General features: G+C 37.2%; 21 protein-coding genes. 2 read left to right on the forward strand and 19 right to left on the reverse strand.

The window, feature by feature from the left end:
* Nucleotides 1–69: 69 nt before the first annotated feature.
* Both RHO14_11980 and RHO14_11985 read left to right on the forward strand, forming a co-directional pair.
* A complete protein-coding gene (locus RHO14_11980; GenBank protein ID WVD71048.1) occupies nucleotides 70–639 on the forward strand; it encodes a hypothetical protein in 570 nt (189 codons plus the stop codon).
* Nucleotides 640–924: 285 nt separating this feature from the next.
* Nucleotides 925–1,500 (forward strand): DUF3261 domain-containing protein, encoded by a 576-nt coding sequence (locus RHO14_11985; GenBank protein WVD71049.1) that lies wholly within the window; start codon nucleotides 925–927, stop codon nucleotides 1,498–1,500.
* Between the two features lie 84 nt (nucleotides 1,501–1,584).
* Here the strand turns inward: RHO14_11985 and tssE are convergent, their stop codons facing one another.
* From tssE to RHO14_12080, 19 genes are all read right to left on the reverse strand, one after another.
* On the reverse strand, nucleotides 1,585–2,007 hold the full coding sequence (gene tssE, locus RHO14_11990) for a type VI secretion system baseplate subunit TssE (protein WVD71050.1): 423 nt from the start codon (nucleotides 2,005–2,007) through the stop codon (nucleotides 1,585–1,587).
* Nucleotides 2,008–2,010: 3 nt separating this feature from the next.
* A complete protein-coding gene (gene tssJ / locus RHO14_11995) occupies nucleotides 2,011–2,529 on the reverse strand; it encodes a type VI secretion system lipoprotein TssJ (GenBank protein ID WVD71051.1) in 519 nt (172 codons plus the stop codon).
* Nucleotides 2,530–2,604: 75 nt separating this feature from the next.
* Complete coding sequence (gene tssG, locus RHO14_12000) at nucleotides 2,605–3,627, reverse strand: type VI secretion system baseplate subunit TssG (protein ID WVD71052.1); 1,023 nt, start codon at nucleotides 3,625–3,627, stop codon at nucleotides 2,605–2,607.
* Nucleotides 3,591–5,354, reverse strand: coding sequence for a type VI secretion system baseplate subunit TssF (gene tssF, locus RHO14_12005; GenBank protein WVD71053.1), 1,764 nt, complete (start codon nucleotides 5,352–5,354; stop codon nucleotides 3,591–3,593). The genes tssG and tssF overlap by 37 nt, the downstream gene beginning before the upstream one ends.
* Nucleotides 5,355–5,399: 45 nt before the next feature.
* Nucleotides 5,400–7,007: a type VI secretion system protein TssA gene (gene tssA / locus RHO14_12010; protein ID WVD71054.1), complete on the reverse strand. Its 1,608-nt coding sequence runs from the start codon at nucleotides 7,005–7,007 to the stop codon at nucleotides 5,400–5,402.
* Nucleotides 7,008–7,024: 17 nt separating this feature from the next.
* Complete coding sequence (locus RHO14_12015; protein ID WVD71055.1) at nucleotides 7,025–10,411, reverse strand: ImcF-related family protein; 3,387 nt, start codon at nucleotides 10,409–10,411, stop codon at nucleotides 7,025–7,027.
* A gap of 3 nt (nucleotides 10,412–10,414) precedes the next feature.
* Nucleotides 10,415–11,545, reverse strand: coding sequence for a hypothetical protein (locus tag RHO14_12020; protein ID WVD71056.1), 1,131 nt, complete (start codon nucleotides 11,543–11,545; stop codon nucleotides 10,415–10,417).
* Between the two features lie 6 nt (nucleotides 11,546–11,551).
* Nucleotides 11,552–11,818, reverse strand: coding sequence for a PAAR domain-containing protein (locus tag RHO14_12025; protein WVD71057.1), 267 nt, complete (start codon nucleotides 11,816–11,818; stop codon nucleotides 11,552–11,554).
* 537 nt (nucleotides 11,819–12,355) lie between these two features.
* Complete coding sequence (locus RHO14_12030; GenBank protein WVD71058.1) at nucleotides 12,356–13,297, reverse strand: putative type VI secretion system effector; 942 nt, start codon at nucleotides 13,295–13,297, stop codon at nucleotides 12,356–12,358.
* Nucleotides 13,298–13,309: 12 nt separating this feature from the next.
* Nucleotides 13,310–13,903 carry a hypothetical protein gene (locus RHO14_12035; protein ID WVD71059.1) on the reverse strand — a complete coding sequence of 198 codons (594 nt, stop codon included), beginning with the start codon at nucleotides 13,901–13,903 and terminating at the stop codon, nucleotides 13,310–13,312.
* A gap of 12 nt (nucleotides 13,904–13,915) precedes the next feature.
* Nucleotides 13,916–14,182, reverse strand: a complete 267-nt coding sequence (locus tag RHO14_12040; protein ID WVD71060.1) for a hypothetical protein — start codon at nucleotides 14,180–14,182, stop codon at nucleotides 13,916–13,918.
* 324 nt (nucleotides 14,183–14,506) lie between these two features.
* A complete protein-coding gene (locus tag RHO14_12045; GenBank protein ID WVD71061.1) occupies nucleotides 14,507–15,439 on the reverse strand; it encodes a putative type VI secretion system effector in 933 nt (310 codons plus the stop codon).
* Between the two features lie 3 nt (nucleotides 15,440–15,442).
* A complete protein-coding gene (locus RHO14_12050; protein WVD71062.1) occupies nucleotides 15,443–16,003 on the reverse strand; it encodes a hypothetical protein in 561 nt (186 codons plus the stop codon).
* 33 nt (nucleotides 16,004–16,036) lie between these two features.
* Complete coding sequence (locus RHO14_12055; GenBank protein WVD71063.1) at nucleotides 16,037–16,597, reverse strand: hypothetical protein; 561 nt, start codon at nucleotides 16,595–16,597, stop codon at nucleotides 16,037–16,039.
* Between the two features lie 31 nt (nucleotides 16,598–16,628).
* Nucleotides 16,629–17,201, reverse strand: coding sequence for a hypothetical protein (locus RHO14_12060; GenBank protein WVD71064.1), 573 nt, complete (start codon nucleotides 17,199–17,201; stop codon nucleotides 16,629–16,631).
* A 77-nt stretch (nucleotides 17,202–17,278) separates the two neighbouring features.
* Complete coding sequence (locus RHO14_12065; GenBank protein WVD71065.1) at nucleotides 17,279–20,872, reverse strand: T6SS effector BTH_I2691 family protein; 3,594 nt, start codon at nucleotides 20,870–20,872, stop codon at nucleotides 17,279–17,281.
* Nucleotides 20,872–21,816 carry a hypothetical protein gene (locus RHO14_12070; protein ID WVD71066.1) on the reverse strand — a complete coding sequence of 315 codons (945 nt, stop codon included), beginning with the start codon at nucleotides 21,814–21,816 and terminating at the stop codon, nucleotides 20,872–20,874. The genes RHO14_12065 and RHO14_12070 overlap by 1 nt, the downstream gene beginning before the upstream one ends.
* Nucleotides 21,817–22,253: 437 nt before the next feature.
* Nucleotides 22,254–23,210 carry a putative type VI secretion system effector gene (locus RHO14_12075; GenBank protein ID WVD71067.1) on the reverse strand — a complete coding sequence of 319 codons (957 nt, stop codon included), beginning with the start codon at nucleotides 23,208–23,210 and terminating at the stop codon, nucleotides 22,254–22,256.
* 9 nt (nucleotides 23,211–23,219) lie between these two features.
* Complete coding sequence (locus tag RHO14_12080; protein ID WVD71068.1) at nucleotides 23,220–24,170, reverse strand: putative type VI secretion system effector; 951 nt, start codon at nucleotides 24,168–24,170, stop codon at nucleotides 23,220–23,222.
* Between the last annotated feature and the right edge of the window lie 18 nt (nucleotides 24,171–24,188).

Here is a 24,188-nt window from a genome sequence, read left to right on the forward strand (position 1 = left end):
CATGTGATTTGATAAACCAATTGTATATTTTCATTATTTTAAATAAAAACAATAGCATAAGGAAAAACAATGATGTCTAATAGCTCAATCCCAAATCCGAAAGTAGATGTTGAACGAGTCAATGAAATCAAAAAAGCAAGCTTCTGGGTAAGCCAAGTTTTTATTATTATTGCAACGGTATTAGGTGTTTACCTCGCAGCAAGCCAAGGTTATAAACAGGCTGTCCAATTTGAAAATATGAAAAGTTATAAAGAGAGTTATTACCTACAAAAATCATTACAATATGAGCTACAAGATAATATCGCACTATTAAAAACATATATGAGTAAACTACAAAATTCCAATTATTACGGCGCCCGTAATGAACCACTCAATTTTTATAACTTAGTTTGGGATAATATGAAGTTTTCTAGTGCAACGTTAGCAACGCCACCAGAATTTTTACGACAAGCACAGGGATTTTATCGCAATGTTGCCAAATTGCATGACAGCATTGCAAAAAGTGATATATCGGTTGATAACGGACTTAAGCAGCTACGGATCGAAATTGATTTAGTTGAACAAGACTTAATTCCTGGACTGGAAAAAAGTACACAAACCATTAAGCAAGAGCTTAGTGGCACCGATGTGATTTTATAATCATCAAATTTTAATTAATATATGCTCATTTACACTAATTACTGTTTAACTGGGCATTGATTATCACTTATTTTTGAGTGATCATAACCTTTACCAACAAAGTGCTTTATTTTCAAGTGTCGATAATGGCACTAACTGCATCACTCTCTTTTGACTTGTTAATACATAATCATACAAATGCAATAGTGAGTTTGGTTTCGTGTTAATAGGTAAAATTACGACTATTTCCTATTTTAACCATTAGCCTTAAAAACCGCAGAACAAACAATAATCAGGTATAACTGCATGAAACCATATTTATATTTATTCATTAGTTTTTTAGCTATATTCCTCTCCGCTTGCTCAAACAAACCAACACAAGCAACAGAAGCATGGCTAACTAAAGAAACTAAGATAAATTTACCTAGCCCCCATTTAGAAAAACCCTATCATGATAAGCAACTTTTAACGTTTAACTATAATGATCAACAAAAATCATTAATTACCTTAATTGATGCTGATACTAATGCAATAACCGTCACGGGGTTATCGACACTTGGCATAAGACTATTTAATATTGAATATAGCGGTAACACCATTATTACAGAACAAAATACCGTTATAAAAGAGATCCCCTCTGCAGAGCAAATCCTTTCAGATATTATGTTAAGCATTTTACCCATAGAATCTTGGCGGGTTAATTTACCCAAAAGTTGGCAATTAGTGGATAATAATTTAAATCGACAATTGATTAATGATAAGGGAGAAATTATTATCGATATTCGCTATCAGCAGCAGCCATCATCACAAAAGATACGCAGACCAACCAATATTAAGCATAACGGCTTTAATTATCAAATTGCGATCGAAGGTATAGAGTAAAGAATGCTTACTACTTACGACGACTTATCTGAAAATCATGATCTTTAACAGGAGCTAACTGCTCCTTATATGAGTAAAGTTATTTTACAATCTCTGCCTTTTATGGCTAAAATCGAGCTGCGCCTTACCGTCAGGCATAAAATAGGTACCATACTTAACCAAGCCACCTTCTTTAAAATGACAAGTGAGTTCATAACTTAGTACCATAGTGTCATTATTTTCTTGTAGCTCAATATCAACCGATGCTAGGCGAGGTTCATATTTTAATAGCGTCGTTTGCATCGCGCGCATTAATCCATAAGCCGATGTGGGTAATGCTTGATAAATATTTGACATATCAGGTAAACCATAGTCAGGCAGATGCTTAATAGCGCCCGCCCTGCTATTTAAAATGCGACCAATATTATCTTTAACACTAATAATCGTTTGCATCTTATCATCAGCATCACTAACGATTGAACCTGATTCAAAAAAACCAAATAACGTATCATACAATGAAGCGCCCATCGCTTAATCCTCAGCAACAAGTTCAAGCGCAAATTTATTCGCAATAATTTCGCGAGGCCTATTAATATTTAAATCTCTACGTTTTAATAAAATGCGCCAGTTATTTTGTTTTAAATCGGGCTCTTTAAATAGCGCCATAATACCGACATAATCAGCATCTTTATCAAATGGTGTATCGACAGATAAAGAAGTATTTGGCTTTAAAACAATCTCTTTTGTGGCAAGTAAAGAATCACCTAATGTCTCTTGATCATTACTCACTAATAACGGATATGTAGCTGATTCAAATGACTTGGCATCTTTTAACTGATACATGCGGATAACAACAGGTGATGAGCGACCTTTATCATCGGTATTAAGCTCGGCACGCGCGGTATAATCAAGATGTAAAGTACGCACATCCCATACAAAAATAGCTTTTGCAACGCCAGCGGTTCCTTCAGAAACTGACTGAGCAGCGCCACAACCGGTTAATGCAAATACACTAAGTAGTGCAGCGACGATCATGATTCGTTTTTTCATCTTATTTCCTTATTAATATATTCGTTATAATTTTGTTGTAACGCCCAATTATAGTGAAAAATAACTAAACTATATTTAAGCTGCAATCCCACGATAACGGCCTAAATTGACTATCACATCATTGGTTGACTCATCTGCATTACAGATTAATGACGCCGTTTGACCTAATCGTGCACCTTTTGATGAAAGCTGCGTTTTAGGTAAAAAACGAGCCGCTAGGTGCAAATCAAGCTGCGCATCAACTTGATAGCCCAAATAAGCACGCAATAACGTCATAATATCATTATGGAGCTCGCCATCAGGTAATAGCTTATCAATTAGCGTATTATCGCGTGGCTTTATTTTAACTAATACTGTTTGATTACATTCTAAAAACTGCTTACCTAATATCGCCGAGTTACCAAGCGTAATTCCGCCTTGACCAAGCTTCGCTGGCTGTGGAACATTCATACGCACAGGATAAAACTCATCAACCTCAACATCACAATTAGGTACTAATACTTTAATTACACCAACAATCCCCTCAGCGGTGCGAGTATGCTGGGTAACGAGGCCAAGCAATGCTAAAAAGCGCGATACTGGTGTACCGATTTGTTCGCTCGTTCCTTTGATCCCAAGCCCCGTTAAGCCAAGCAAACATTGCGAAACAGGATCAGTACCACCGCGCATAAAGCTTGCTGGATAATGGTGCTTTAGCCAAATACGATAAAACTGAGTAATAATTCGATGGTTAAAAATATCAAGAAAATCAACCATCGCCTCATAACCATCTTTACGCTTAACAATATCATCAAGTAAAATGGGCGGTAAAACCGAATCAACACCATATAAACCCAAAAAACGAGTTCGCACAGTAACTGGCCGATTTAAATAGGGTTCTCGCTCAATACATTTTAATTCACCAGCAGGAAAGCTCATCTCTGCCGATGGCGCAAAACGAAGCGGATCATTAACTGGCGATTCACTCGTTCCGAGTTTTAATTCGGTATCGGTCATTTGCTCGAGCAGCTGACAAAAACGATAAAAGTTCATTTTTGGCAGCTTGGCTTCAAGCTCCTGCATTAAAGGGCTGGTCGTGATGTCTTGCTGCGATCCCATGTTATTTTTTTCCCTGTTGGTAAAATGACTAACACTAGCTGCGTGAATAAATTAACATCAGCATATAATGCAAAAAACTGATGCAATAATTCACCAAATAACATCACATCCCCTTCGCCGGTAAATTGATAACTATTGAGTGTTACCTCAATTTCAACCCCACGCTGTAGCATTCCTTGCTCAATGCGTTTTATCATGCGATGCGAAACCTCAACAATGCCCTCTAAACGGCGGCGATTGAGTTCGTTATCAGTCCAATCATATAGCGCCAAAGTACCGCGTAAAACTTCTGCATTCATTAGCGACAAATAATTAGGTGCTAAATGAGATAACACTCGCCAATGAAAACGATCTTCTGTTGGCGGATAGCATGGCTGGGTTAACGCCGATAAATTTTTCACGCTGGCAATATTTGCCTGAGCACTCGATAACTGATTAATCCGTGCATTACGTAGCGATTTACGCGGCAACATACCATTGGTACCTGTCACCCTTAATGATAGTGTTTCGCTCTCTAAATTTTGATTTTTATCCCACACTTTACCGCCTAAAATCAGCCAAGTATCGTGTAAGCCCGATGCACCTTTACGAACCCTCGTGTGGTAATAACGCTCAGGCGCATCATGACGTAACATTCCGCCACGATGTTTAAAACTGGTAAAGGGAACGTAACTATAACGGCCATTGCGCGTTATCGCTTCAACGTTTTCAATCGAATAAATTTCAACATGACCATCTTGGCGCAATAACGGCCTAAGTAAATACTCACTTTCTAATTGATTAACAACCACTGGATCGGCTTCTAAATCAAATAAGTTAATTACTGGCGAACAGTGTAAGCAGATGTTGTTATGGTCAAATGGCATATCACTTGGCCAGCTCTCTTTTAGCACTAGCTCAATATCAATATAGCGGCAATGCTCAGGAACTTGTCTAATATCAAGGCCATTTAGATCAACAAACATAAATTTTTCGCGGAACGTAAAATATTCAAGCAATAATTGGTAACCGGCGAATGCATTGTCTGGTTTAAGCCATAAACGTTCATCAGGCCCAAACCCAACGGGGGTAATAGTCCCATTAAATCGTTGGCGACTTTGCGCATCAGTTGAATAACGCAAATGCATTGAGGCAACTTGATGAGTTAATGCATAATGTAAACTACTGGCAATTGGTGCATCGGCATTAAGATATAAACGTAACGATGATAAATCAAACTGCTCAAAATCAGCAAGCTCACTAAAGCTCAAACGTAAGGTAATAATACTACGGCCATCACTGCCGATATTTAATCGCGCTTGCGTTATTTCAATTGGCCTTAGCGTCACATCTTGCGTAGTTCGGTACTTACAGTGAGTGCTTGCAGCGCCAATCGCCTCGGTTTGCATCATAAGGCCAGCTGGCACAACTTCTTGACGTGATAACGTCATATAATCGGGATTTAATTGTGTGATTGATAATGACGGAATTAAGCGCAGGTAATGTGGCCACAATAAAGTGACTAAGCTTTCGGTTAATTCAGGTAAATCATCATCAATTTTTTGTCGAAGTCGCCCCATTAAAAAAGCAAATCCTTCAAATAAGCGCTCGACATAAGGATCACGATCGCCAACACGGTCTAAATTAAGTTGGCTTGCTCTATCAGGATGAACCTTGGCAAACTCTTTACCTGCTTCACGTAGGTAACGCATTTCTGATTCGTAATAGCGTTGGATTAAATCGTCCATTATCAGTCTCTATTATTATTCATTTTATTATAGGCAATAAGCGTATCAAATTAATGTTAAAGCACGAGCAGGATCAAGCTGAATAAGTTGATGCTGCAAGCGATCGATATCATCGGCAAGTTGCGCTTTATTTGTCTCTTTTAACTGTGTTTTTTGTTTGAGTAAACGCAGTAACTGCTGCTTAATATCAAAAATTAAGCCCGGCTCCCATGCCTGTAAATTTATACTATCTTGTTGTTCATCTAAACCAATTAATAGCTTTAAAGCAAGATCGGTTTTACCACTTTGCTCCGCAATTCTTGCCTGGGTGTATTGCAGCAGATACCGCTGCTTAGGCAAACGAATAGCGGGCAAACCTTGCAGCCATAAAAACGCTTTTTCGATCCCTTCGCTACTTGCTAAATCAAGGGCTTGCTTTTCGATCTCATTCCAGTCATTTTCCGCAGATATCGCGATAGGCGCAAGTACGGTATCTTCATCTAGGTGATGGATCGTTGCCGTTGTTGCAATCCACTGTAGCGTATCGTCATCGGCAAACGGCGTACCGTTATCAAATGCTAAGCGCTCAATTCCTTTTAATCGCTCTAGCACTAAGCCAATATCGGTTAAATAAATTTCAGCCCAACTTTGGTAAGGTTCACCCATTTTTTGTAACGCAAGTACGGCTGCGCGCTGCAAATCAAACCAAAAATGGTTAGCATTTTCCATAAAAGCAGCTTCAACGCGTTCAAATAACTCATGCCACTGCTGCTGAATAATTAGGCGACTAATATTTTGTCTTAGCTCAGCGCGCGGCGCGGGTAAACGAGTTCGCCCTCGATTATCAACTGGCGGTAGATGGCTAACGGTATCCCAGCGCAGTGCGCGTAAAAAGCGGCCAGCGGCTAAATAACCATCGGGTTTTTCACGTAAAAAAGCAGCCATTCGCCGCGCTTGGTCGAGTAAATCACGTTGCGAGCGGATAGCGGCATCTTCAACTTTCTTGTGCTCATCGTTATGGTAAGTGGCTTCGGTTGCGACTTGCGGCTTCTCTGCATTTTGACTTTTTATCGGCTGCTTCAAACCCGTTGCAAAAAAACGAATTAAGCCATCAAGATCGGGGATTTGTGCAGCTTGGTTTGGATCATCACTGGCAAATAAATTTTTATTGCAGTGATCAATTAAATTTAATGCAGCAATAATACGCGATAAACTCTCTTGATCGATCGGTTGTAACTTGTTAAGCGCATCAGTAAATTTTGCATTTGCTAACCATTCGATCGCATTTTTACGAATATGACCACGCGATGGATACAGTGACGTTCCATATTTTTCAAGTAAACCGGCAAGTAGTTCTAAACCATCAGCAAAACCCGCTGCACCATCGACTTGTAAACGCGCTAAGCTGTAATAAGTGGCAACGCGCACATCCTTACTTTGTTCTTTAAGGATTGTTTCACTGGTATTAATGATTAACGGATAATCAACGCCCGATAATTTTGCTACTTCTTCTTTGATTTCTTGGAACGTATCATGATAGGTAAGATCTTCACCCACTGGTTTTTCTGGGCTAATTGGCGCCAGCCAATCTGCCCAGTTATTATCTAAACGCGTACGAATTGTTTCTTGTGGATCTTGTTTACTAAAAAATAGACTCAATAATTGACTGAGCATTGCTTATCCTATCGTATTTATAGTTTATGACCTAAACTGCTTCCAGTGTCTGATTTACTGACATCGAAAACCTTTTTAGGTAATGCAAATTGGCGTAATTTAAGTAGCGCAAGTGGCCCATCACCCGACTGAGTACGTAAAATATATTTTAGTTCATGATCACCCGATACATTCCATAATAATTCGTATCGGCTTGAATCGATTTGCTTCACAGAAGCTGACTCTAAAAGTCGCAGCCAAGCCCAATCGCCAAAAGAGTATTGATAAAGCTGTAAACTTGATTGATCGCCACTATAGCTTAATTGCGCATAAGGTGAGTAACCATCGCCCGGCCAATTAAAGCGCTGCCAAACTGACATTTGGTTAAAATAATCCAGTTTTTGCTTATTAATAATTAACTCACTACGTGCAACGTTATAGCCACTTCGCGCCATCAAATCAAACGCTACTTGTGCATCACCACTTCTAAAAAGCTGAGCTGAAAGCGAGTTAAAGAGTTCTAATGCATCAATAAACTGTGGTGAAAATGTCAGCCCTTGCGCATTGACAGGATTAATAATCCATTTACCGCCTTGTTTTTCAAGTATACCGCCAAGCTCAGTGCTAATAAACTGGTCGATAATACCAGCATCTGGACGTAAAAATCTGGCTAATTCGGCAAATGAAGCATCACTCTCTGAATCTTTGAATGGATAACGACCTGCAAATGATTTTTCCCATTCATAAGCAATTTGGTTTTGCCAAGTATCATTAAAACTTCTAGCAGCTGGCGTTAAGATAACTTGCCATGCTTGCTCAAGAGGCTGTTTAAATAGGCTATAGCCAAGTCCCGACCACTCCTCACCAAGATTTGCGGCAATTAAATTACCATAATCACGGGTTTCGGTTAAATCAACAGATGTGCCTTGGAATACACTTTTTGCTAACTGTTTTGCCATTGCCTGAGGATTTGCACTGCTCGTAATATTTTGCAGTTTTAACCTTACTTGCGTAACACGCAGTAAATAGGTTTGTAAGCTCAAATCGTTGCTATTATTGCTAGCATTCATCAAATTCAGCAAAGGGCCAAATGTTGGCGTTAATGGCCCTGAAGCCTCAACTTTAGTGTTTAAGCTTGCTGGGTTCTTATCTTTAATTAGCTCTTGCGCCGAGCGGATTAAATTATCAGAGATCCCACCGCCGCTATACGCAACCTCAGCTTGATACTTAACGGCGTTCATTAGGGCAAGTAACGGTGATTGACGCACATCTGACATTAGCGTTAACTGCTCAATGACATCAGCAACATTATCGGCTTGTCGCCACTGAATATTATTTAAAAACAGTAACCAAGCCGCGCTATAATCACTAAAATAGCGTTCAGTTAAACGTTGACGTAACGCATCAGGTGAAACCGAGCTCGTTACCGATGATGAACCATCGCTAAGCACCCAGTCAATTTGTTCTTGCCTTGATTTAGCGGCGCTTGCTATCTCGCTTTTAACGACATCATCCCAAGCTTTACGGGTAAATACGCCTGGAACTTCATCGACCGAATTAAATAATGTCCGACTATCAATATCACCTAATAGCTTAACTAAAGTCATACTAGAATAGTTTTGCCCAGCACGCTGTAAAATCGCTTGATAAATGGTATTTTCAGCATTTTTAACCCCAATTTGGTTGATTAAAATTTGCCGAACATCTTTTACTAACGAATCAGAGCCAGCTTTAGCCCAGCTAGGGTGATCAATTAAACTCTTACTCCAAAACATGACAAGTTCAGGCATCAATTTTTGCCATTCACCAGCGCTGATATTATCAGGTGCTCGCCACATCTTACTGGCAAATTCGCCTAAATACTTAGGATCAGTTTTATCAGGCCGAATTAACATTAAATAAGATTTTAAAACTTGATGACCATTATTAACTAAACTTACCCGATTAGGATCAGCCGGCGACATACTCGTTAACTGATTTAAATAATGAGTTTGCCAGTTAAAAAACGGCTGAGCTATATTGATATCATTAGCCGTTAAATAGTGCGGCCAGAGCGCTTCAAGTAATGAGTTATTATGGCTAAGGCCAAAACGATAGCTAAATGGCACTCCATCATGCTGGCGATAAATCAATTGTTCAAGTTGTAATTGCAGTGCATATTGCGCTTGTAGCTTGTCGGCATAAGAAGCCTTATTTTGACTTTGCTCTAACTGATTAACCAGCTCACTGCTATGGTTAATGAGCGCACGGTTATTATAATAAGAACTTAATATACCAACGCTGGTAATTAGCATAATGGCAATCACGGCTAACCAACATAACGTTCCCCAAGCAATGCCCTCGCATCGACCGGGTTGCGACTTAGTATCAAGGGCGATGGTTTGCCACGTCGGACTACTGGCTAAATTATGTTCAGGTAGATAAAACCGCTCATCAGCACTAACCTCATTAGATGCCAAAGGACTAAATAATAGTGCACGCGGCGCAAGTGCTTTAGGCAAAGAGAACCACTTCGCTAACCACTGCTTGATTAAATTTTTATCACGTAGTTGTAAATTTTGACTTAATTGCAGTAAAAAGGCATAACGGTTATCTTTAGTAACCTGCTGGCTACCAAGTTCGCAGCATTTATCGGCTAACTGCTCGATAAGAGGCTCAACATTATTTAGGGTTGTTATATTTAATTTATCAAATAATAACCCAACACCTTGCTCTGTTCGCCCTGCTTGTGACCAAGTACCATCTTGAGTGCTAACTAAGTAAATGGGTGGCTGCCAACCAAGCAGTTTATTACGCGCCTTAATTTGCATAATACTTTTTTCAAGTAATGCCTGCTGACTACGGTTTAATGTTAAGTAATTGCTTGGTAATAACCAAATAATCGCATCAAGCGGTTTACGACGTAATAAGACAATACGGCCAAAGGCTTTTCTTAATGCGATAAGCCAACCGTTATTTAGCTCGTCTTGGCAATCGCCGCCATATACCATTAAGGTATTGTCAGTCACTTGCCAGTGCTCAGTCGTTAAATTCGGCATCAATTTTTCAGTGTCTGAGCTAGCGCCTAAAACTAAGCATTTCGTTACACGGCGACGCCAGAAGAAACCATAGCGTAAAAGTAATGATTTTTTTATCGTAATAAATTCGGCAAAAGGTATCGGCTTAACTAATTTCTTTTTCTCGGCAGGATTGAGTGATTCTTTAGTCGCTTTATCTTTAGCCCAAATTTTACGGCTATTGGTTATAATAATTGGGGTAAGCAATAATGCGAGCAGTAACAACATGCCTTGTAGCCAAATTGCTATTTTTTGCCCTAAGGAACTGTAACCTAACGTTTCGCCCCAAATAAAGAGAATGCCAGCAAAAAGTAGAGCACAAAGCAGGACAATAAATACTAGTCCTAAAATTTTCCATTTATTCTTCATGTTTTATCCTAAATCATCGTGAGTCAAAACAGAAAATAGATATTTTCCCTGACTTGTTGTCGCCAGCAATATATTTTGCTGTGATTGTTTAACTAATTGATTACCAAGTGTTAATAATGACCAGTAGGCTAAATCAGTTTGTTGACCTGCCAGACTATCTAAAGTATTAATGCTATCAGGCGAAATATGATGAACGGCTAATGCTTTCACGATTTCAATTTCATTAGATTTATCTAAATTTGCACACCATAATTGTGAAACATCTTTAATTGCGGGTTGTATTTCAGCCATTTGCTTGACGGCCTCATCAATATTTGTCGTTACCATTGGGCGTAAAAGATTTGATTCAATCAACGACTTATCGACCTTTGGCAAAAGTGGCTTATCGACTAATAATAATGCACCTAAAAAGGCAGAGCCTTTTGATAGCAAATTATTGGCAATGATAAGTTGTACTTCATATTGTGGATTATCGATTATTTCGGCAATTTGTTCTGCCTGAGTGCCGACGCTAAGGTGGTGGGTAATAGAATAAGGCTTATTAATTTTACAACGCTGATAAATTGTATGGATCATATCATCAAAATAACTATATGATTCAGATGAAGAATAAAGCGTTATTGCTATCTTTGTGTTATCAGGTAATTGACTTAACGGTTCAACAAAACTATAAAATAAATCCTCAAAGTAATGTTCATACTCAAATTCATCGTCATCAAATGGCAGTACTTTATCAATTTGTACTGGTAAACTAACCCTATCAACTAATATTTTTGTGGCAGTGAGTTCATTAGGCGTTATCCAATAACTTAACATAATGCCCGCACTCGACATTGCCCAATCTTGCCAGTTATTATCAATTTTGCCTTGTTCTTGCTGCCAAATATCAAAGCGTTCCTGCGCTAGTCCATATAAATAAAAGCGGATACTTAAAGCGACACCACCTGCAATAAAAGGGGCAAGGATCGCAATTAGCCAAAAAGAGAGTGATGCAAAGTAATTATTATCACCCCAACTCGCGATTAAAAAGGCAGCGGTGATGATAAATAATGTCAAAAATACGCAAATCCAAAACCAACGCCTAGGCTTATCAGGTCGAGTTAATGGAATTATTTCAGGTTTAGGCCATGACATTCAACATTATTCCATTTCAGCTGATTTAATTGTCGAAAGAACTTTGCAACCACATTCGCAAAGGCAATAATCAATTACGACAGGTTTACCATCAGAATAACAGGTTTTAGAGCCTTCAATAATTTTATTCACACCATGATCTTTTTTAGGACAATCAACAAGATCACCGAGCAAAGCAACTGGTTTACCCTCAACAATGCTACTTGATGTGGCACTAATCACTTTACCGCCATGCGTGGTTGGATCACCAAGCCTAACTACATTTCTACCCATTCTTTATTCCTTTCTCTATTTTATTTATCATTATTTATTCTATGGAATAATTACACGAACTATATTATGTTATTAAAGGCTAATATCATAACTTAAAATTACCAACTTATTCACAAATAAAACTTTATCAAAAGTGATAATATTACAATCAGGATGCTATCAACGCAATATTATTGGCTAACTTTTATAAAAAAGATATGATTTTATCAAAACTGTATCAATCTAAAATGTTTTTTCTAACTCATTTATCGGTATTTTATTGCACATAATACTCGTGCATCGGCTGTTAATTACTTTTTTGATCTACTGCTTAAAAACAAATACAAAACACTTTGTAAACTTTTTCCCTGTTGCCCCCCCTTTCTTTTCAATCAACAAATAGTGCTAAATTCAATATCTAAGGATAATTACCATTGGGGTGCTTTAAGACCAAAAGCGGCTTCGAGCCAGTTAACTAATAAAAAATTAACTGGGTATATATCGATAATAATAAAAATTAGAAAGATACTAAGACTTGTGATAAGTAAAAGCAAAATACTATTTATTGTTCAAAGTACTACCTTTATCCAAATTTTCATCATAGTAAAAAAAACCTGATTGATATTCTAAATACTTTGGTGAGGGTTTTGTTCCTGTATCTCGCTTCGGATCCCAATGTTTATACTGACCTTGTTTTTTCAACTCTTTAACTCGCTGTGCATTCATATTTAATAGGCTAATAGACCTTACATCTTGCCATCCTAATGCTGTAAAAATTTTTTGAGCCAAAGCAATATCACCATCACGTCGTTCAATATAGGGACTTCGACTTGTACACGCGCCAATAAACTGAAATAGAATAAACATTGAAACAAAAGCAAAAATAGCTTCGTCCCATCCAGTAAAAATTAATGCAATGACAAAGATAACAAGCGCCAAACAAGAGACAATCGGAACCGTTAGTGTAAAGTAAAAACGCCACGAAAATTTTAAAAATGCCTTTTTCCCTTGATCACAACCTGGTAATACTGAAATAACATGATCTTTCGGCCTAGCAATAGCATAAACCTGCCAATGTGTGTCATATGATTTATCAACGACTACGACAACTTCATCATTTTCATGGAATTGCCCGTATCCAATCCATCCTTCAATCGCCTGACCGTCTAACTTGGCACTGATATACACACACATTTCAAGTGACCCTTTTGGGCGGTCAAGTGCAGCACCTGCTGCTGCTGGTCCAAAATTAAACATACCAATAAATGCGCCAAGTTTAGCTCTACGGCGTTTTTTTTCATAAACCTCTTCACTTTGATAAAAAGCTGATGATATCGGTGCAAATGAGGATATCATTTTAATCTCAGTAAGTTGCCCCTTAATCGATACTAGCGGGCCTTTAGGGGCTAAAATGGGGTAAGGAAGAATAATATTTTTTTCTTCAGCTAAAAGCTCTAAACCATAGGTTGCATCATTACCATCAAATTTAAGATAACACATAATATTTTTTACCTATTTTTCCTCAACTGGGATATCAAACGCTGTCATAAAATCAGCACCACAATATTTAGCAAAATGATCAAACATGACAGGTAAACCTTCAGAACTTAAAGATGCTTGATAAAGCGTGTCACCTTCGCCTTTAGCGGTAAAGGTGATATTACCAGTGGCAGAGGCAAACTGTTTAAATAATTGACTAAAAATTGGTGTCAATTTAGCTTTCTCTTGATCATAGTCTTTGAAATAACCTGAATAATCAAGGTTGTTAGTCCAGAAGACAATATTCTTACTATAATTAAACATTGTTCCAAAAAAATTATTTTTATTTCTCTTTCTATCAAGAGAAACTAAAAGTTCAGTCGATTTAGAAAGATTATCTAACCTCTGAGCGTGATAATAATAGACGGCAAATAGTATTTTGTTATTATCTGTTGAGCATATCAATTTAAATTTACCATTGTAATCCTCTGCAGATAGTATGTATCTTGGCTTTGACCAATTATCTTGCTCTATAATTGACCACGAACCTTGTTGTTCAATGACTTTCTCGGCAGCACCCGCAGAAAAAGTTAGTAATAGCACACATAATATAATTAATCGTTTCATTTTTATCCCTATTTATGAATATATATATCCCATTAGCTCTGGATTTTCACTAACAATTTTCTTAGCTTTTTTCAATGCTTGTTTTTCCCGCTCTTGTTTAGCTTGATACTCTTGGGTATCTAAAATTTCACCGAGGTCATCCAACTCTTTTTGATAATCATCATAAGCAGACCATACTCTATTGACACTAAAAATTGGACGGTCTGACCGATAAAACTGGCTACCAAAGCGGTTTGCCGCAAACCAATTTTGTAGTTTATTGTTGGCAAGCAGCGACACAATTTTAAAATTTCATGTAAATCATCTAACTCTGATTGGTATGAGCCATAAGCAATGGTCATAATTAAAAGATGTCAAAACTTTATAAGAAAAAAAGATAGCACTCGCTAACACTTTGTTAACTTTCACGCTGTTAACTATCCCTTTCAATCAACAAATAGTGCTAAATTCAATATCTAAGGATAATTACCATTGGGGTGCTTTAAGACCAAAAGCGGCTTCGAGCCAGTTAACTAATAAAAAGTTAACTGGCATATGTTGACAATAATAAATAAAAATTAAAAAGATAAAAGTACTAAGGTAGTGATCAGTAAAAACAAAATATTATTTATTAGTCAAATAGTTGTCTTTATCTAAATTCTCATCATAGTAAAAAAAACCATCAACGCTTGAACGCGAATAAAGAGGGGATGGTCGTAATCCTTTTTCTGACAGTTTCCATTCAGAATATTGATTTTGTTGTTGTAACGTTTTAATTATGTTTTTATTGATATAGTATAAATCAATTTTTTCGGGATTTTTCCAGCCTAGCGTCGCAAAAATACGTTCGGCAAAATGATAAGCACCCTTTTTTACATCTTTATATACGCTCAATGCCGCCAATACCCCAACGCACCCACAAATAATCATACCAAATGCCGTAAAGCCTGCTAATTGAACGAGGTCTCGCGCCATAAGGCTTGAAACGAATAGACACAGTAAAAAAATAAAGACAAGTAAGCCATAAAAACTTTTTATCGCCGTTTTTTTGCCAGCTTTATGCCCCTGCTGGCAAGTTGGCATAATTGAAATAATATGATCTTGTGGCCGTAATATTGCATACACTTCATCATGCTCTGCTTTAGGCGAAACGACCGCTTTGACTTCATCACCTTCATTAAATTTAGTAAAGCCAAGCCAGCCCTGAATCGGCTTATCATCTAACTTTGCCGAGATAAACACCGCCGCGATTTTAGGCTCTACTTTGCTGCGTTTCATTCCTGCGCCCGCTGATGCAAGACCTAAATTAAGGACGTTAATCCACGCACCTTGTTTAAACCTTTTTTCACGCTTTTCACGCACATCTTTAGGAATAAAAGCGTCAAGAGTAATTGGTGCATAAGCAGCCACTTGCTTGATATCCGTTAAACGACCGGTTTTAATCAGTAATTCACAATCAGGCTCGATAATAGGCAATGCTGTACGAATATTGTGATCAATCCGTAATCTATTACGATCATACACCTGATCATTACCGTCAAATTTTAAGTAACACATTAATTATTTCTCCATCCGTTTAATATCAATCCCAGAATAAGTTTGAAAGTCACTGCCACACTGCTTGGCAAATTCGATTAATGCTTCCGGCAGCCCTTTAACGCTAAAACTGGCGGTACCTTGAATTTTCCCCTCGGCATCAATCGCATTAACAATTAATGATTTTTTAGCATGTAACATTTGTTGGAATAGTACTTTATATTTATCAATATCGCCTTGTATTCCATCTTTATCTAGATTATACCAAACACCGGGAACTACCCACATGTTAACAAAGTTTTTCCCGTTAAAGGTTATACTATGATTATCAATCCGATAGTCAAAAAAACACTCATCACTATATTTCATTTTATCTTGCATAATCGTAGCAATAAGATAATGTTCACCTACACACGTCAATCCTATTTTGTCATCACTACTATTTTTAAAAAATAAAACAAATTGAGTATTTAAGTTATTTTCAATATGCCAATCACTATCCTCTTGATTAGCAAAAACACCATAGGCATATAAAAAACCAAATAACACGGCGCATAATAAAGCTATTCTTTTTAGTGTACCCATTATGTGCCCCCTTATGCCATTATTTATTTTCGATTAAGGCTTGGTGCTATTGGGTTGATTAACATCAATCCCAGAATAAGTTTGAAAGTCACTACCGCACTGTTTGGCAAATTCGATTAATGCTTCCGGCAGCCCTTTAACACTAAAGTTAATTGAACGGTAAATATGACCTTTCTCGTCAATCGCATTAACGGTTAGTGACTCTTTAGCCTTAAGCATTTGTTGAAAGAGTTTTTTGTATTGAACGATATCACCACGTATTTGATTTCCTCCATCCTTATACCAAATACTTGGTACTATCCATGTTACAGAATAATCGTTTCCTTTAAATATCAAACTATTATTATCAACTTGGTAATCAAAAAAACTTTTACCTTTATCTTCTGTAATATATGGTAAATGAGCACCCGTAATATACATTGAACGTGAACATGATATCGTTATCTTTTCACTATGCTCATTTTTCATAAATAGAGAAATTTGAATATCGGGGTTATCATTATCAATATTCCAATCATTATAATGCTGCTCAGCTACAGCTATATTGAGTTGTAATAAACAGAATAATAAACACATTTTTTTAACTTTATTCATTACTCAGCCTTATCCAATTGCTTAACCGCCATTACGATCTGGTGCTATTGGGTTGATTAACATCAATCCCAGAATAAGTTTGGAAGTCACTACCGCATTGCTTTGCAAATTCGATTAATGCTTCCGGCAGCCCTTTAACGCTAAAACTGGCGGTACCTTGAATTTTCCCCTCGGCATCAATGGCATTAACAATTAATGATTTTTTAGCATGCAACATTTGTTGGAATAGAGTTTTATACTTATCAATATCTCCTTGCAAGTCATCTTTATCAACATGATATTTAACGCCCGGCACCATCCAAGTATAAGCAAAGTTACGTCCTTTAAATACTAAATGATGATTGTCTATCTGATAATCATAAAGATATTTATAGTTTCCTTTTAGTTCATACGATACGTCGACAGCGATAAGATACCTTTCATTGAACAAACATATTAATGATAGCTCTTCATTATTACTACTTTTAGAGGATAATGAAACTTGCACATTTTGATGCTTCTCAACGACCCAATCACTCTCATTCTGATTAGCAAAAACTCCATAGGCATATAAAAAACCAAATAGCACGGCGCATAATAAAACTATTTTTTTAAATCTATTCATAGTACTCCTTACTAAAGAGAAGCTAAAATAAGCGATATAGCACCCCAATATTGATAATAATTAATCATTTTAGCGTATCAAAGTATTGCTTGGTTAACATTTTGCCAATAATTTTTATCCATCTCGTCTAAAAATCTCTTATTCTCGGCACTTTTTCTTTTTTGCTCTGCTTTGTATTCGTCGGTATCAAGGATTTCATGTAGATCATTTAATTCATCTTGGTAAGAATGATAAGAAAATGAGTAATTACTCATTGTATAACCAAACGTGCGTTTATTATCCCAAATATAGTAATTACGACCCATTCGGTTACTTTTAAACCAAGATTGTAACGGATTATCACTGAGTAGCGCGATAACTGTCGTTAAAATAAAAATTGCCAGCCCAACTAAGGGATGTAACATAAACGCCACAAAACGCCCCAAAAAGAAACAAATAATAGAACGAGCCGCAAAGCCTAACAATAATTTAGTTAAGGTTTGTTTAACCACTGCTTGGCAGATAAAATCAATAGTTAATAAAACACTATTGAGCGCATTAATATACTTCATTATGGTGCCACCGCTGCTGTAGTTTTTTTCATCTAGTTGTGATAATGCCCCGAGTAATGAGCCAATTGCGCCAAGCACATTGCCAATACGCATAATGCCGGCGGTGCTATTACGCAATAGCTTAAATTTAGCAGAATCACTCAGTGCCGTACCAAAAGCCTTGGTTTTAATTTTATCCACCATTTTAGTAATAAAAACACTACAATGAAACGATTTGGTTACCAACATTGCAGCACTCATAATACCCGACCATAGCGCAGTTACTTCAGCGGCGGTCATTGTTTTGTCGGTTTTACTGGTAGCACTTTGCCAAGTTCGGAAAATTGAAAATAACTGAAAACCAAGCAAACAATGGGTAATGGGTAACTTAAGATTATTAGCCTTATAGCCAGACTGTAATCTGGCGCTTAATTTGTCATAAGCACCATTAATAATTTCTGCCGCCATTTTTATCTTTTTGCTAATGGCTTTAAGTAAGTCATCACTAAACTTAACCATTGTACTCGCAATTGATTTAATAATATTAGCGGGGATTTTCATACCAAAACATACGGTAGAATATAAAGCATTACCATAACGGGAATTAAAGGTAAATTGGTGATCATGTAAATAGTTAGTGATCGAGGTAAAAAAGCCTGATAGCTTTTCTTGACCAACTTTAAGTATATTAAATAGCGCGGTACTGTCACTTGATGGTGAGCTATTTGATATTTGGGTCGGTTGATATTCAGCGGTACTTTGATACATACTTACCGCTTGCTCGGCAACGCTTTTAGTGGTATCAATTAGCGTATCGACACTGGTATCATCGGCGTTAACCGTGCCGTCTTTCACCGCTTGCTGACTAATGTTAAGTTCTACCTGTTTAACCGTCTGTTCAACAAGGGTTTTACTGCCCTCAAGTGGCTTACTATCAAAATCAACTGGGGGAATATTAAAAATCGCTGCAAAATTATTTATAATTTTATTTCTATATTCATCATCAACATCATCTCTGTTCTGTTTAAAAGAAGCTATCATATATTCTAAACAATCATCCTGCTGCTCCTTAGTCATTGATTTTCCTGCTAGAATCGCTGCCCAAAAGAGATTACTGGTTTTCAGTGACGGAGTAGCAATTAATTGATAAACCAATGCCTCTTTATCTTTTAAAGCAGTGATTTTAGCTAAATCGGCTTGACTATAATCTTGCTGTGAGGAGGTTTGTTTAGTTGGCTGCTGTTTTTGTGGAAACTTATCTTGTTTAGCCTTAGCTGCACGAATAATGGTAATTTCGCTATTTAATGTCACCAAAATATCATCAATAAAGGCTAAATAACCAGTCGAACAGGTTAAATACTCTTGGTTAGCATAATAAAAAGGGTGCTGAGTTGATTCACGCCCATCAACCATAATGGTAAAATCATTTACTAATAACGCAATATAGTCATTCGCATTTTTTTGATACCTTACGTAAGCAGTGTTAAATTGCTGTACCCGCTCTTCACTAATATGCTGAGAATATTTTTGCCACTCCTCTTCTTGTCTTGCTGCTTTTAAGCTAGCAAGAATAGGTTCGTCAGCTTCTCCTTGGGCAAGTGCTTTTTTCTTAAACAAATCAAACTCTTTATTTAATACAGAAAAGTTAGCTTCAGCATTACTCTGTAGCTGCATAATCGGCGCAAATAGTGTTTTATTATAAGGCATTAAAAATGCTTCACTATCTTGAATATTACGTGAAGCCCATTGATATAAGTAACTCGCTTCATATTGTAAATACTGAATGCTTTCTGGCTGTTCTTGTCGTTTGGATTCGAGCGTTAAATTATAACGTTTATCCTCGGTGATGATGTCTGTTTGAGTATCTTTAATACTATTTAGGTTTTTTTCTGTAATCAACTTTTCTTCAAGCGCACGAGTTACATTCGCTTTAATTGAATTAAGCAATGCAATCTGCTCACCATTGAACTTTTGCTCCCAATACTCTATCTGGCTTAGCTCAAACTCACTCATTTGTGCGCCTGGTATCGTTAGCTTATTTATCTCTCGCCTTGTTTCACCATTGATGGCTTTTAGCCTACTAGTAAAACGGTCATCAAGCTGTTTAACATAGCTTTCAGCAGCACCCGACTCGATTGCTTTACCAAGAAACTGAAAGGTACTCGCTAAATTTATCTCGCGCTCACGCTCAAATTCAACTTGTTGAACATGTGAAAATGCTTGGTTAATCCATAATTTTGCATCTTCAACCATGCTAATACTATCCCATAACCCAACCATCATCGGCATTATGCTATCGTTCACTTTAGCTGATTGAATGACTGATGCTAACGAGATAGGATTTTGCTTGCTATCACGTTTATTAAACTCTTGATTCCAATTATGACTGGTACTTCGGCATCTAAATTTTGCCATATCAACTAAAAATACTTCATCTTTATCACTGCTTGATAATGGGCCATTATTTGTTGATTCAGTTGAGGCATTGGTATCAAAAAAAGTAAATTTAGTATAACGATAATTTTTTTCATCATCAGGCGACTGATAACCCAAAACCTGTTTAATATTATCGTCGGTTGCATTAGCAACACCATTCATTTCTAACTGCGTTTTTAGCCATTTTGCTGGCTCTATTTTTTGCATGCGCTCACTGCGAATTTGCGCATTATTGATATCAGAATATTGCTGACAAATCTCGTCAGTCCATTTAAAACGGCTATAGGCAAGCCATGCCATCTCGCATTGTTCAGGCTGCTCTATCGTGATAAATGCCACATCACCCGATTGATGTTCACCAGCATTACAACCAATTAAAGCATCAGGCTCCGATACGCTGGCGATACCATATTTTTCAACGTTATGTTGACGCCAAAAACCACCATTTTCATCAACCGAATAAACTCGCCAAACCAGTTCATCGCTACCCAAAATTTTGAGTAACATATAAAGGTAACCTTTACCCATCACCCTTAACGCTAATTGACTTTGGTCGCTAAGTTTTTGTGAAATCATTGCGGTTTGTATCGACTGTGCCCATTTAGGTAATAAGTCTTTAGCACCTTTTTCTTTCGGCGCGATAGCATAGCGAATAGGTAGAATAGGTAAACCTTGAGGCGGAGTGCAGTGTTCACATTTAGTCATTATTGTATTCCTTCAAAATCGTGCTTCATCTCTTGCCAATCTTGCACTGAAAACCTTGTTAAGGTTGTTTTTAACCGTTCAGATTGATTCTTTATTTGGTTTATTATTTTTGTGTGTGACATTATTCGAGGGTGAATAGTTAGAGAGTAATAACAATACTCAATTAAATCCTGTAACTGTGTATAACCCAGTTCTTTTGCTATTTTTAGCGCCTGCCAAATAATCTTATCGCATTCACTTTCTTGCATTCTATCGGCAGTGATTAACGATTTTCGGTAGCGAGTCAGTACTTGATTGCGTACCACAATATCATCAATCTGTGCCCACTGGTCAGACAAAATAGCTAACTGAGGGGTAATATGTTTTCTGATTTTATTCGGGTTTTGTATCGTTTTTAGCTGCCCATCACCATTTAAATAAAGCCAATTCGATACGGGACGTAATACTTTATTTTGTTGCGCCTCAGTTAATATCGACATAAATGGCGCTAAAATCATGGGGTCAACGTAGCGTATTAGCTCTTGGTGTTGACCTCTGGGTTGAATGGCAATATAACCTATTTGCTGCGCCAATAGCTGCGCGGATAATGACGATAATAACCAACCATAGACCTTTCGAGGCTTAAATTGACTTAATTTATCAGGATGAATTTCAGATAAGGCTTGATGCAAGCTTTCCGACAAAATTTGTTGATGCGCAATATCATCCCTATTTAGCTCAAGTAGAACTGGCGTTCGCTTACTGGCATAGTCAGGATAGCTGATTGGATAAATAGCGTTACTCGCCTGCCAGTCATCAAATAATGGAGATTGGTTGTCCGATGTATAAGGATTATATAACAGATATAGTCGAGTTTGCTCGCTACCCCGTTCAATTTGTAACAGTTGTGCCAATATTTGCGCGATTTTTTCGTTATTCATCACATCAGAATAATCGAAAATCATTTTATTCTCACATTGGCTTGCTGTGCATTTTCAGCTTCGGCAATAGCGCCCTCACAAAGCCCCGGTAAATTACTTGACGCATCCATATTCGCCGGCCCCATTTTTTGCATGGCAGCCGCTTTAATCGTTACATTAGAGCGAGGCTAACAGGAAATATTTTGTTAACTTTCGTCCTGTTAGGAATCCTTTTCAATCAAAATTGTTAGCTGTATTCAATAACAAAGCGCGAGTATCTATGAGAATAAAATATAGTAAAAAAATTATTTATAATAAAAGAATCCTTTATTAGCACATTCTTTACGATAAGGCGATGGGCGAATATCCCAGACTACTGTGAAGCTAAGGTAATACAGTAATACTTTGTTAACTTTCACGCTGTTAACTATCCCTTTCAATCAAAATTATTACCTAAATTTAAGATATACCATAATAGTACATTACCGAGGTGGTTTAGAATTGTTACTACTGGCTTTTTTAAATACCACTTCAGGCTGATAATAATAAAGGCATACAGTACCCTTGGATTTATGTGGTTTAGTATAATTATCCTTTTCTGCATTCCACTCTGTATCATATTTATTTAACGCAATTAACTCATTTATATGCTGTTTAGTCATTTTTCTTAAATTAATATATTGGACATTTTGCCAGCCCAACGTAGTAAAAATTTGCTCGGCAAGTTCAACAAAAGTGGTTCTGAATTTGCTATATGTCAATATACTTGCAAGACAAAAAAGTACACCTAATGTACTAAAAACAATTGATATATCTTCTAGTGTAAAGCTAAAAAAAGCATAATTCATAAATAATGAAAATAAAAAATAAAAAATAAAAAATATTATAATATAATCTTTAAATGCTTGCTTACGCCCACCAGTACAAGGTGGAATTATACAGATAATCTGCTCGGACGGTTTTAACATGGCATAGACTTCATAATAGTTTGTATGCTGCTCCGCCACTACTTCAACTTGATCACCATCATTAAATTGAAAGCATCCTAACCAACCTTTTAGCTGAATGGTATTATTTAATTTTGCCGTAATATATTGTGCAGGAAGGTAGTTACTACGATCTTGTCCGTCAGCTCTCCCTAATGCGGCTAAGGCTGCAGTACTATTACCATTAAGCATTGCCGCCGCTGCACCAGTGCGAAGCTTAGCTTTTTGCTGCTTTTTTTGCTCCTCACTCATATAGGCACCATCGGCTAGGGGTGCTTGACAAAATATAGCTTTAAACTCGGATAAAGTACCAGTTAAACGTACCAATTTTTTTGGTGGTAAAATCGGATCAGGAATACTAATGCCGGTTTTTTTCAGTAACTCTTCTTTATCGCGATAAATAATATCTTTATCGCTAAATGTGGCGTAAGGCATCGTATTATTGTCTACCATAATAGTGCATTACCGAGGTGGCTTAGATTTAGAATTATTGCTATTGGCTTTTTTAAACACTACTTCTGGCTGATAATAATAAAGCCCCATAGCACTTTTAGATGATTTTCTAGCTGGTCTTGTCCAAGTATCTTTAAACTCTGTCCAATCAAGAGAGTATTTACCTTGTGTAATTAACTTCTCAATATGTTGCTTAGTCATTGCCCTTAAATTAATATATTGAACATTTTGCCAACCTAAGGTGGTAAAAATTTGCTCAGCTAAAGTCACATAAGTAGTTTTGAATTTACCATATGTGAATATTGCTGAAAGACCCAAAAATATCCCTATTCCAGCGTATGCAGTTAGTACGTTTTCTAAAGTAAAGCTAGCAAATATATAAATCATCCCTGCAGTAAATAAAACATAAAATAGAAAAAATAACACCAGAAAATCTTTAAATGCTTTTTTGCGTCCACCACTGCAAGGGGGAATGATACAAATGATCTGCTCTTTGGGCTTAAGCATGGCATATGCTTCATAATGGTCGGCATGCTGCTCCGCCACTACCTCAACCTGATCACCGTCATTAAATTTAAAAAAACCTAACCAGCCTTTTAGCTGAATGGTATTATCTAATTTTGCCGTAATATACTGTGCGGTAACATAATTACTGCGATCTTGCCCATCGGCACGCCCTAGTCCCGCTAATGCAGCAGTGCTATTGCCATTAAGCATTGCCGCCGCTGCTCCAGTCCTTAACTTAGCTTTTTGCTGCTTTTTTTGCTCTTCAGTCATATAAGCACCATCGCCAAGAGGAGCCATGCAAAAAATGGCTTTAAACTCAGATAGTGTGCCAGTTAGTCGAACGAGTTTTTGTGGCGGTAAAATTGGATCAGGAATGCTAATACCAGTTTTTTTTAGTAACTCTTCTTTATCGCGATAGACAATATCTTTATCGCTAAATGTGGCATATCCCATATATTCCTCTTTTGATAT

This window comes from Orbaceae bacterium lpD04, from assembly GCA_036251935.1.
GTDB classification, from domain to species: domain Bacteria; phylum Pseudomonadota; class Gammaproteobacteria; order Enterobacterales; family Orbaceae; genus Orbus; species Orbus wheelerorum.

Coding starts and splice junctions, on each gene's coding strand:
- RHO14_11980 (WVD71048.1), top strand. CDS start 70: ATGATGTCTAATAGCTCAATCCCAAATCCGAAAGTAGATGTTGAACGA.
- RHO14_11985 (WVD71049.1), top strand. CDS start 925: ATGAAACCATATTTATATTTATTCATTAGTTTTTTAGCTATATTCCTC.
- tssE (WVD71050.1), bottom strand. CDS start 2,007: ATGGGCGCTTCATTGTATGATACGTTATTTGGTTTTTTTGAATCAGGT.
- tssJ (WVD71051.1), bottom strand. CDS start 2,529: ATGAAAAAACGAATCATGATCGTCGCTGCACTACTTAGTGTATTTGCA.
- tssG (WVD71052.1), bottom strand. CDS start 3,627: ATGGGATCGCAGCAAGACATCACGACCAGCCCTTTAATGCAGGAGCTT.
- tssF (WVD71053.1), bottom strand. CDS start 5,354: ATGGACGATTTAATCCAACGCTATTACGAATCAGAAATGCGTTACCTA.
- tssA (WVD71054.1), bottom strand. CDS start 7,007: ATGCTCAGTCAATTATTGAGTCTATTTTTTAGTAAACAAGATCCACAA.
- RHO14_12015 (WVD71055.1), bottom strand. CDS start 10,411: ATGAAGAATAAATGGAAAATTTTAGGACTAGTATTTATTGTCCTGCTT.
- RHO14_12020 (WVD71056.1), bottom strand. CDS start 11,545: ATGTCATGGCCTAAACCTGAAATAATTCCATTAACTCGACCTGATAAG.
- RHO14_12025 (WVD71057.1), bottom strand. CDS start 11,818: ATGGGTAGAAATGTAGTTAGGCTTGGTGATCCAACCACGCATGGCGGT.
- RHO14_12030 (WVD71058.1), bottom strand. CDS start 13,297: ATGTGTTATCTTAAATTTGATGGTAATGATGCAACCTATGGTTTAGAG.
- RHO14_12035 (WVD71059.1), bottom strand. CDS start 13,903: ATGAAACGATTAATTATATTATGTGTGCTATTACTAACTTTTTCTGCG.
- RHO14_12045 (WVD71061.1), bottom strand. CDS start 15,439: ATGTGTTACTTAAAATTTGACGGTAATGATCAGGTGTATGATCGTAAT.
- RHO14_12050 (WVD71062.1), bottom strand. CDS start 16,003: ATGGGTACACTAAAAAGAATAGCTTTATTATGCGCCGTGTTATTTGGT.
- RHO14_12055 (WVD71063.1), bottom strand. CDS start 16,597: ATGAATAAAGTTAAAAAAATGTGTTTATTATTCTGTTTATTACAACTC.
- RHO14_12060 (WVD71064.1), bottom strand. CDS start 17,201: ATGAATAGATTTAAAAAAATAGTTTTATTATGCGCCGTGCTATTTGGT.
- RHO14_12065 (WVD71065.1), bottom strand. CDS start 20,872: ATGACTAAATGTGAACACTGCACTCCGCCTCAAGGTTTACCTATTCTA.
- RHO14_12070 (WVD71066.1), bottom strand. CDS start 21,816: ATGATTTTCGATTATTCTGATGTGATGAATAACGAAAAAATCGCGCAA.
- RHO14_12075 (WVD71067.1), bottom strand. CDS start 23,210: ATGGTAGACAATAATACGATGCCTTACGCCACATTTAGCGATAAAGAT.
- RHO14_12080 (WVD71068.1), bottom strand. CDS start 24,170: ATGGGATATGCCACATTTAGCGATAAAGATATTGTCTATCGCGATAAA.